The sequence below is a fragment of the Herminiimonas sp. genome (assembly GCF_030645555.1).
Classification (GTDB): Bacteria; Pseudomonadota; Gammaproteobacteria; order Burkholderiales; family Burkholderiaceae_D; genus Oxalicibacterium.
In genome coordinates this window covers 1-9,276 of the sequence record NZ_JAUSME010000106.1, presented here as the reverse complement: position 1 = coordinate 9,276, position 9,276 = coordinate 1, and the positions used below count along the sequence as shown (strand labels likewise).

General features: G+C 50.8%; 7 protein-coding genes. 6 read left to right on the top strand and 1 reads right to left on the bottom strand.

The genetic code is table 11. The features are described from left to right. From Q7T06_RS04335 to Q7T06_RS04310, 6 genes are all read left to right on the top strand, one after another. The coding region (locus tag Q7T06_RS04335; protein ID WP_304780793.1) for a bifunctional diguanylate cyclase/phosphodiesterase at positions 1-2,258 on the top strand (2,258 nt) is incomplete at its 5' end. Positions 2,259-2,688: 430 nt separating this feature from the next. Further along, positions 2,689-3,477 carry a phosphonate ABC transporter ATP-binding protein gene (phnC, locus tag Q7T06_RS04330; RefSeq protein WP_304780786.1) on the top strand — a complete coding sequence of 263 codons (789 nt, stop codon included), beginning with the start codon at positions 2,689-2,691 and terminating at the stop codon, positions 3,475-3,477. Positions 3,478-3,486: 9 nt separating this feature from the next. Beyond that, positions 3,487-4,347, top strand: coding sequence for a phosphate/phosphite/phosphonate ABC transporter substrate-binding protein (gene phnD, locus Q7T06_RS04325; RefSeq protein WP_304780780.1), 861 nt, complete (start codon positions 3,487-3,489; stop codon positions 4,345-4,347). A 17-nt stretch (positions 4,348-4,364) separates the two neighbouring features. Beyond that, a complete protein-coding gene (gene phnE / locus Q7T06_RS04320; protein ID WP_304780777.1) occupies positions 4,365-5,162 on the top strand; it encodes a phosphonate ABC transporter, permease protein PhnE in 798 nt (265 codons plus the stop codon). A gap of 7 nt (positions 5,163-5,169) precedes the next feature. Beyond that, a complete protein-coding gene (locus Q7T06_RS04315; RefSeq protein WP_304780773.1) occupies positions 5,170-6,180 on the top strand; it encodes a phosphonate dehydrogenase in 1,011 nt (336 codons plus the stop codon). After that, a complete protein-coding gene (locus Q7T06_RS04310) occupies positions 6,177-7,034 on the top strand; it encodes a LysR family transcriptional regulator (RefSeq protein ID WP_304780768.1) in 858 nt (285 codons plus the stop codon). Before Q7T06_RS04315 ends, Q7T06_RS04310 begins: the two co-directional genes overlap by 4 nt. A 111-nt stretch (positions 7,035-7,145) precedes the next feature. On the opposite strand, the gene htpG is transcribed toward Q7T06_RS04310, so the two are convergent. Further along, complete coding sequence (htpG, locus tag Q7T06_RS04305) at positions 7,146-9,065, bottom strand: molecular chaperone HtpG (RefSeq protein ID WP_304780765.1); 1,920 nt, start codon at positions 9,063-9,065, stop codon at positions 7,146-7,148. Positions 9,066-9,276: the final 211 nt, after the last annotated feature.

Genomic DNA, 9,276 nt, shown 5'->3' with positions numbered 1-9,276 from the left:
TAGATGAGGAAATCATCGGCGTTATCGGCATTTATGACGATATTACCGAACTGAAGCAGACGACTTTTCGTGAGAACCTGCGCACGAAAATTCTGGAAATGCTGACAGAAGAAGCCTCCTTATCCGATACTTTGATGGTGCTGGTCCTGGGCGTTGAAGAGCAGGAGCCGGACGCACGCTGCTCGGTGCTGCTGCTGGACAACGATGGCAAGCATCTTGCAATTGGCGCTGCTCCCAATTTGCCGAACGACTACAACCAGGCAATTACCCTTGCTGAAATCGGCATCGGCGTGGGTTCATGCGGCACTGCTGCATTTACCGGCGAGCGGGTCATTGTCGAGAATGTCCACGAACATCCTTACTGGCAGCCTTACCTAGCACTGGCCGAACAGGCGTCCATCGCATCGTGCTGGTCAGAGCCGATCAAGAACGGCCATGGGAAGGTTCTCGGCACCTTTGCGATCCATCATCAACGGCCGCATGCTCCTAGTCCCACAGATATTCAATTCATAGAACAGATGGGCAAACTGGCTGAAATCGTCATTGAACGATGCCGTTCCAACGAAGAGCTAAAGTTGGCGTTCATGGTTTACCAGACAAGCAGCGAGGGCATGATGATTGTGGACGGCGAGAGCCGGATCATCGCAATCAACCCCGCATTCACCGACATGATGGGATATACGCTGGACGAACTGGCGAACAAGGATGCGCAATTCCTGCAATCCGATCGTCATGAGGCCAAAGGCACCGAGGGGATGGCCGAACAACTGGCCGCGGCAGGGAAGTGGCAAGGCGAAATATGGAACCGGCGCAGGAATGGTGAGATATTCCCTGCATGGCTCACCATCAACACCATTTACGATAATGGTGGTGCTGTCCATCGACGCGTATTCCTGTATGCCGACATTTCAGAGAAAAAGAAAAATGAAGAAGCAATATGGCATCAGGTCAATTTCGATCAACTGAGCGGATTGCCGAACAGGCGCATGTTCAATGAGCGCCTGGAACAGGCAATCAAGAAGAGCAAGCGCGACAATTCCAAGCTCGCGTTGATGTTCCTCGACCTCGACAGGTTCAAGGAAGTCAACGATACCCTCGGCCATGATATAGGCGACCTGCTATTGGAGGAAGCCGCAAATCGCCTGGTCAGCTGCATTCGCGAGACCGACACTGTGGCTCGTTTCGGTGGCGATGAATTCACTATCCTGCTGCCTGATATCGCTGACCTCGGCAATATCGGGCGCGTTGCGCATACCATTCTCGAGGCAATGGTGAAGCCGTACCAACTGGGTATAGAGAAAGCCTATGTATCAACCAGCATCGGCATTTCACTGTACCCGGACGATGCGACGGATGCGGCCTCCCTGTTGAAGAATGCCGACCAGGCGATGTATGCAGCCAAACACCAGGGGCGCAATAGGTTCAACTACTTCACCCCCGCCATGCAGATAGCGGCCCAGCACCGTATGCGCATTGCCAATGACCTGCGTGAAGCGCTCGCAGAGCAGCAATTTCGGGTGCACTATCAACCGATCATTGAACTGGCCACTGGCGATATTTACAAGGCGGAAGCGCTGATACGCTGGCAGCATCCGCACTACGGGCTCATCAGCCCTTTTGAGTTCATTCCAATTGCGGAAGAGACCGGGATGATCGTCGAGATAGGCGACTGGGTGTTCCATCAGGCGGTAGACCAGGTTGCGCAGTGGCGTGCCTTGCATCACCGGGACTTTCAGATCAGCGTCAATAAGTCACCGGTCCAGTTCCGCAACAGCGTGCGTAATGACATCGCCTGGTATGAACACCTGAATGCGCTCGAACTGCCAGGACAGGCGATTGCAATTGAAATTACCGAAAGCCTTCTGCTGGAAGAAAACAGCATCATCACCAATTGTCTGCAAGAATCGCTTAACTTCGGCATGCAGGTTTCGCTCGACGATTTTGGCACCGGCTATTCTTCGATGTCCTATCTAAAAAAATTCGATATCGATTACCTGAAGATAGACAAATCTTTTGTCAGCACTCTCTCTGCCGGTAATTGCGACCTGGCGCTGTGCGAAGCCATGATCGTGATGGCCCACAAACTGGGTATAAAAGTCATCGCAGAAGGAATAGAAACATTCGAGCAGCTTAACCTGTTGATTCAGGCCGGTTGCGATTTTGGTCAAGGCTACTACTGGTCGAGGCCATTACCGGCAGAAGAATTTGATGCCTTCATCAGGAAAGAAAAAGGCAGGAGCGGCGCCAAGGACGGGTGAGCCCGCAGGCAGCCCTCCCACCTTGCCAGACATGCCGGTGAAAAAATAAAGGCCACGCTATTGCCAGCGTGGCCTTTATCAATTGGGCACTGAAAAATTGAAGTGATCAATAATTAAAAAATTATTTGCTCGCCAAGCCCAGCAACATTTCATGCAAGCGTTTAATAAATCCGGCGGGATCACTGAGGTTGCCAACCGTCAGATCTGCTGGAAATAGCCTCTTTAAACTTTCATGCTTGAGATCCGTATAGCTCTATATACGTGCGCAAGTGTGGCTGCAAAACTGCGCTCAGTCAGTCGCTATGCATTTCATGTAGGCACGTAATTCCTGTAATGAACTCGTAACAATCGAGCATTAGGATTGCCTCATTCGAATTCGTAATCAATCAATTTGATTGATTACGAATAAAAATCAGAGGGGGTGCCAGCCATGATTCAACTTAATGATGTATCGGTACGCTATGGCGAGGCCTATGCGTTACGTTCTACTTCACTCAAACTCCACAAGGGACAGTTCACCGTTCTGCTTGGGGCGTCCGGCGCGGGCAAGTCGACACTGCTTCGGTGCATCAACATGATGTGTCAACCCAGCGCCGGCACGATAGATGTCGTTGGATTGGGATTGTTGCAAAACAAACGTGTATTGCAGGCACATCGCCGTCAGACCGGTATGGTCTTTCAGCAGCATCAACTGATCGCTCGTCGTACTGCCTTGCAGAACGTGCTGATGGGCCGCCTCGGTTATCACTCCACACTTCGCAGTCTGTTCCCTTTGTCGCAAGAAGAGCAGCGCATCGGATTACACGCGCTGGATCGTGTCGGTCTGTTGCATAAAGCACTTACGCGTGTCGATCAATTAAGCGGTGGGCAACAACAACGCGTTGGTATTGCCAGGGCATTGACGCAACAGCCCAAGCTGATACTTGCCGATGAGCCAGTCGCCAGTCTTGACCCGGCAACATCAGAGAAGGTGCTTGAAATTCTTCGTCAAATCTGCAAAGAGGACGGCATCTCTGCAGTGGTCAGTCTCCATCAGGTCGACCTTGCAATCAAATATGCAGACCGAATCGTTGGACTTGCCCACGGCAAGGTGATGTTTGATGCCGTGCCGGCCGATTTGAATGAGAACGTGTTGGCGGCTCTGTATGAAGCCAAACCATCTCATGTTTCCGAAGTACCAACCATGCCGTTCTCTCCAATCTTAAACTTATCAATGTAAGGAATGACAATGAAATCAATATTTACGGCTTTGCTGCTCTCGACAATGACGTTGTTGACCGGTACTGCGATTTCGGCTCCCAATCCTGATCCAGAGACCTTAAAGGTGGCGTTGCTGCCAGATGAAAACGCATCTACGGTCATCAAAAACAACAAGCCTTTGGAGCTGTATCTTGAAAAGCAGCTGGGCAAGAAAGTCGAGTTGATCGTAACGACCGATTATTCGTCGATGATCGAAGCAATGCGTCATGGCCGCATCGACCTGGCTTACTTCGGTCCCTTGTCTTATGTGCTTGCACGTCAGAAAAGCGAGATTGAACCCTTTGCTGCGATCAAGCAAAAGGGCAGTACAACCTACCAGGCTTTGTTGATCGTCAATACTGCCGCCGGCATCAACAGTATTGCGGATATTGCCAACAAGGATGTGGCCTATGGCGACAAAGCCTCGACATCAAGTCACTTGATCCCGAAGGCTATGCTTGCTGAAGGCGGCTTGTTGGCCGGCACACAATATCGCGAACATTTTGTCGGTGCGCATGACGCCGTAGCGTTGGCAGTGCAAAACGGGCATGCCCAGGCAGGTGGTCTCAGCAAGCCGATTTTCGAAGCGCTGGTTCAGCGCGGCATGATCGATCCCAACAAAGTCAAGGTGCTCGCGGAATCCAAGCCATTTCCGCAATATCCGTGGACGATGCGTTCCAATTTGAAACCTGAATTGAAGGCCAAAATTCGCACGGCGTTTCTTGAGCTGAAAGATCCAGAAGTGTTGAAGCCTTTCAAGGCTGAAGGCTTTGGCCCGGCGTCTGACAAGGACTACGACGTCGTTCGCAACCTGGGCAGCCTGCTCAAACTGGACCTCTCCAAGTTTTAATCATTCGAAAGCACTCAATGCAAGCTGAATTCAACGTTGTGCTGGCGCAGCATCGACAGGGCTGGAATCGCTCATTCATCTTTGTCGCGGTTACTTTTGCAATCATCATTTTTTGCTGGTACTACGTTGATTTATTCAACGCCGAACGTTTGGGTGAGGGCATACCCAGCCTGATCAGCCTGGTGGGAGAAATGTTTCCACCAAATTTCACGCAGCTGCGTAGCTGGATCAGTCCGTTAGCGGACACGCTGGCCATGAGCGTCGCCGGCACGTCAATCGCAGTGCTGCTATCTCTTCCCTTGGGTTTTTTAGCAGCGCGTAATACAACACCTCATCCGCTGGTGTATCACTTTGCACGGACCTTGCTGAATGGACTGCGCTCAATTCCTGAGCTGATTATGGGAATTATTTTTGTCGCGGCAGTCGGGTTCGGCGCCTTGCCTGGCGTATTGGCCTTGGCGCTGCATTCGGTCGGCATGATTGCCAAATTCTTTGCCGAGGCAATCGAACATACCGATCAGGCACCCATTGAAGCTGCTCGCGCGGCAGGCTGCAGTCCGCTGCAAGTGATCTTCCATGGCGTTCTACCCCAGGTACTACCGCAAATGGCTGATACCGCCATTTATCGCTGGGAATATAACTTCCGCGCTTCGACTGTAATGGGGATGGTTGGCGCCGGCGGCATCGGGTTTGAACTGATGGGTTCATTACGCATCATGCAGTATCAGGAAGTATCGGCGATTCTTATCGTCATTCTGGCCATGGTGACGCTGGTCGATGGATTTAGCGGCTATCTTCGTAAACACTTCAAGTAAATTAAACATGAAACCTAAAATTGTAATCACGCATTGGATACATCCTGAAATCGTCGAAATGCTGTCGTCTGTTGCTGAGGTTGTTACCAACGACACGCTCGAAACATTAACGCGCGAAGAATTGCTGCGTCGTTCTAAGGATGCAGATGCCATCATGGCATTCATGCCTGACAGTGTTGACGACAGTTTTCTCGCCGCCTGTCCGAAATTGAAGATCGTATTTGCAGCGCTGAAAGGCTATGACAATTTCGATGTCGCTGCATGTACAAAACGCGGTGTCTGGTTCGGCATCGTGCCGGACTTGTTGACGGTGCCAACCGCCGAGTTAACCGTAGGCCTTTTGCTCGGACTGACGCGCCATGTCATGGCTGGTGACGATCATGTTCGAAGCGGGACGTTTCATGGCTGGCGACCAAAGCTTTATGGTGCAGGCCTGGCAGGCAGCACCATAGGAATAATCGGAATGGGACGCGTAGGAAAGGCCATTGCCAAACGACTGTCCGGATTTGAAATGAACACCGTTTACTGCGATAGCGTTCCGCTCAATCCTGTCGATGAACAAGCCTGGAATGCACGGCAAGTATCATTCGATGAATTGCTGACTTGCAGCGATTTTGTTGTTCCCATGCTTCCCATGACGTCTGACACTTTCCATTTGATCGATGCCCGCGCAATTTCAAAAATGAAGCGTGGAAGCTATCTTCTGAATACATCGCGTGGTTCCGTCGTTGATGAAAATGCGGTAGTAGAGGCCTTGAACCAGGGTCATTTGGCAGGATATGCTGCCGATGTATTTGAAATGGAAGAATGGGCACGCCCAGACCGCCCATGGACGGTGCCACAAGCCTTGCTCGAGAATCGGACGCAAACACTTTTTACCCCGCATGTGGGCTCGGGTGTCAAAAAAGTACGGCTGGAGATCGAGCGATATTCTGCTCACAGCATCCTCCAGGCTCTTGCCGGGCAACGGCCTGACGGTGCGCTCAATGAACCACTTAAAGCATCAGTCGCGGCGTGATCGACTTAGAAAAGCTGGAGACCTTCCTGACGGTTGCGAAGCATGGCGGATTTCGCGGAGCCGCCAAGCATCGCGGGCTTTCGCAGTCGGCCGTAACGCAACATATCAAACAGCTGGAGCGATCTTTAAATGCCGTATTGATCGATAGAAGCAATGCTGTCAGCAAACTCACGACCGAGGGGCAAGCGTTACTGCCTTACGCACAGATGCTGATCGATATTTCGATGAAGGCTAGCGATCTGTTCCGCAGGTCGTCACTGACAATTGGGGCAAGTTCCAATGTCGGGATTTATTTGTTGCAGCCCTATTTGAAGGAATTTCAGCATCATTGCAGTGTCCGGCTGGATATCGTCATTGCCGACAACGCGAGTATTGCGGATAAATTGCAGAGGCTGGAGATAGACGTCGCCGTCATGGAATGGTGGGACAACCGATCTGGATTTACTGCAAGCATCTGGCGTTCCGAAGAGCTGGTGTTGATCGTTCCCGCATCCCATCCTTGGGCTAGCAGATCTTCCGTCCTTGTCGAAGAGCTGGATGGCATGGAACTGATCGGTGGAGAGAAAGGGACGGGAACTGGCAGAATCATTGAGAGAGTGTTGGGCGATAGAGGTTTGCGTATCAATGTAGCGATGCAACTTGGCAGTACCGAAGCCGTAAAACATGCGGTTAAAGCAGGTCTTGGCGTCTCACTGGTATTGGCGGGCGCGGTCACGGATGAAGTTTTGAATCGCCAGTTAAGTGTCGTGCGTATCGACGGAGATACTCTACAAAAGGATATTTACGTCATACATCGAAATTGCCCTTCGGCTGATTCTGTAGAGAGCAAGTTCGTAGATTTCCTGCAGCAGTAGCAGTGCGCTTTGCGAACCATAGGCCGCACAGAGTTTTGATATGATTTTCTGGAAAAAAAAGGCCACGCTATTCTCAGCGTGGCCTTTTTGTCTTGAGTGCTGCCAAGCCGATTATTTGCTCGACAATCCCAGCAACATTTCATTCAGGCACTTCACAAATCCAGCTGGATCGCTGAGGTTGCCGCCTTCGGCCAACAGCGCCTGATCGAACAGGATATTCGCCCAGTCGTCGAATTTCGCCTCTTCGTATTTCAGGCGTTGCACCAACGGATGGTCCGGATTGATTTCCAGGATGGGTTTTGCATCTGGTGCATTTTGACCCGCTGCTTTCAACATGCGCAGCAGGTTGCCGGACAGTTCGTTTTCATCGGCGACCAGACAGGCAGGTGAATCGGTCAGGCGGAAAGTGATGCGCACTTCCTTGGCCTTGTCGGCCAGTGCGGTTTGCATCTTGCCTACCAGTTCCTTGTATTGCTCTTCGGTTTCCTGATGCTGCTTTTTCTCTGCCTCGTCCTCCAGTTGGCCCAGATCGAGATCGCCTTTTGCAACGGATGCGAGTTCCTTGCCTTCGAATGCTTCGAGGTAAGACAACATCCATTCATCGACGCGATCGGTCAGCAGCAAGACTTCTATGCCTTTTTTGCGGAAAATTTCCAGGTGCGGGCTGTTCTTCGCAGCATTGTAGGACTCGCCGGTAGCGTAGAAAATCTTGGTCTGGCCTTCCTTCATGCGCGATACGTAATCGTCGAACGATACGGTTTGTGCGTCGCTGTCGCCATTAGTCGATGCAAATCGCAGCAGCTTGGCGATGCGTTCCTTGTTGGTCGCATCTTCGCCTATGCCTTCTTTCAAGACCTGGCCAAATTCTTTCCAGAAAGTCGTGAATTTTTCTTGCTTGGCGGCAGAATCGTCTTCCCCTTCTGCATTCGCCAACTCTTCCAGCATGCCCAAGACGCGTTTGGTCGAGCCTTCACGGATCGCCTTGATGTCACGCGATTCCTGCAAGATTTCACGCGATACATTCAACGGCAGATCGTTGGTATCGATAATGCCTTTAACGAAGCGCAGATACACCGGCATTAATTGCTCGGCATCGTCCATGATGAAGACGCGCTTGACGTAGAGCTTGATGCCGCCACGTTTGTTGCGATCCCACATGTCAAACGGTGCGCGGCTTGGGATGTACAGCAGTTGCGTATATTCGCTGCGGCCTTCGACCCGGTTATGTGTATGGGTTAGAGGCGCACTGTAATCATGTGAAATGTGCTTGTAAAATTCTTCATATTGCAGTGGTGTGATGTCATTTTTGTTGCGTGCCCACAAGGCGCTGGCTTGATTGACTGTTTCCAGTTCGTCGCGCAATACCTGTTCTTTTTTCTCTTCGTCCCATTCTTCTTTTTGCATCATGATAGGCAAAGAGATGTGGTCGGAGTAGGTGCGTATCACTGATTTGAGTTTCCACGCAGACAGGAAATCATCTTCGCCTTCGCGCAAATGCAGGGTGATGGCGGTGCCTCGGTCTGCTTTAACAATATCTTCTACACTGAAGTCGCCGGCGCCGGTAGATTCCCAACGCACGCCTTCAGTTGACTTGCTTCCGGCGCGGCGTGATTCCACCGTGATTTTGTCGGCAACGATAAAGCCGGAGTAAAAGCCTACGCCGAACTGGCCGATCATGGCTGCGTCTTTTTGCTGGTCTCCTGAGAGTTTGCCGAAAAATTCTTTGGTGCCGGATTTCGCAATGGTACCTAGATGCTCAATCGCTTCGTCACGTGTCATCCCGATGCCGTTGTCGGCAATCGTTATCGTGCGTGCTGCCTTGTCGAAACTTACCTTGATCTTTAATTCGGAGTCGTCTTCAAACAGGCTGGCATTATGGATAGATTCATAGCGCAGCTTGTCGGCGGCATCGGAGGCGTTTGAAATTAGTTCGCGCAGGAAGATCTCTTTGTTGGAATATAGCGAGTGGATCATTAACTGTAACAACTGTGAAACTTCAGCTTGGAAGCCTAGGGTTTGTTTTTCTGACATGCTTACCTCAAAAGGGAATAAGAATTAATGAAAAATTTACAAAAAAATACTCATTGCCAGAGGTATGGGTGTTTGGTGAATTTTCAAGCTTATTTTCTGACTCAGTACTTGAATAGCTACTATTTCGCGCAAATTCGTGTCATGAAGAGGTAGTAAGCCTTTGAAAGAATACAAGTTTTGCGATGCATGCGGATATTCTGCAATGCACCAT

Bases quoted from the DNA above. Each gene is read 5' to 3' on its own strand.
- phnC (WP_304780786.1), top strand. From the start codon at position 2,689: ATGATTCAACTTAATGATGTATCGGTACGCTATGGCGAGGCCTATGCG.
- phnD (WP_304780780.1), top strand. From the start codon at position 3,487: ATGAAATCAATATTTACGGCTTTGCTGCTCTCGACAATGACGTTGTTG.
- phnE (WP_304780777.1), top strand. From the start codon at position 4,365: ATGCAAGCTGAATTCAACGTTGTGCTGGCGCAGCATCGACAGGGCTGG.
- Q7T06_RS04315 (WP_304780773.1), top strand. From the start codon at position 5,170: ATGAAACCTAAAATTGTAATCACGCATTGGATACATCCTGAAATCGTC.
- htpG (WP_304780765.1), bottom strand. From the start codon at position 9,065: ATGTCAGAAAAACAAACCCTAGGCTTCCAAGCTGAAGTTTCACAGTTG.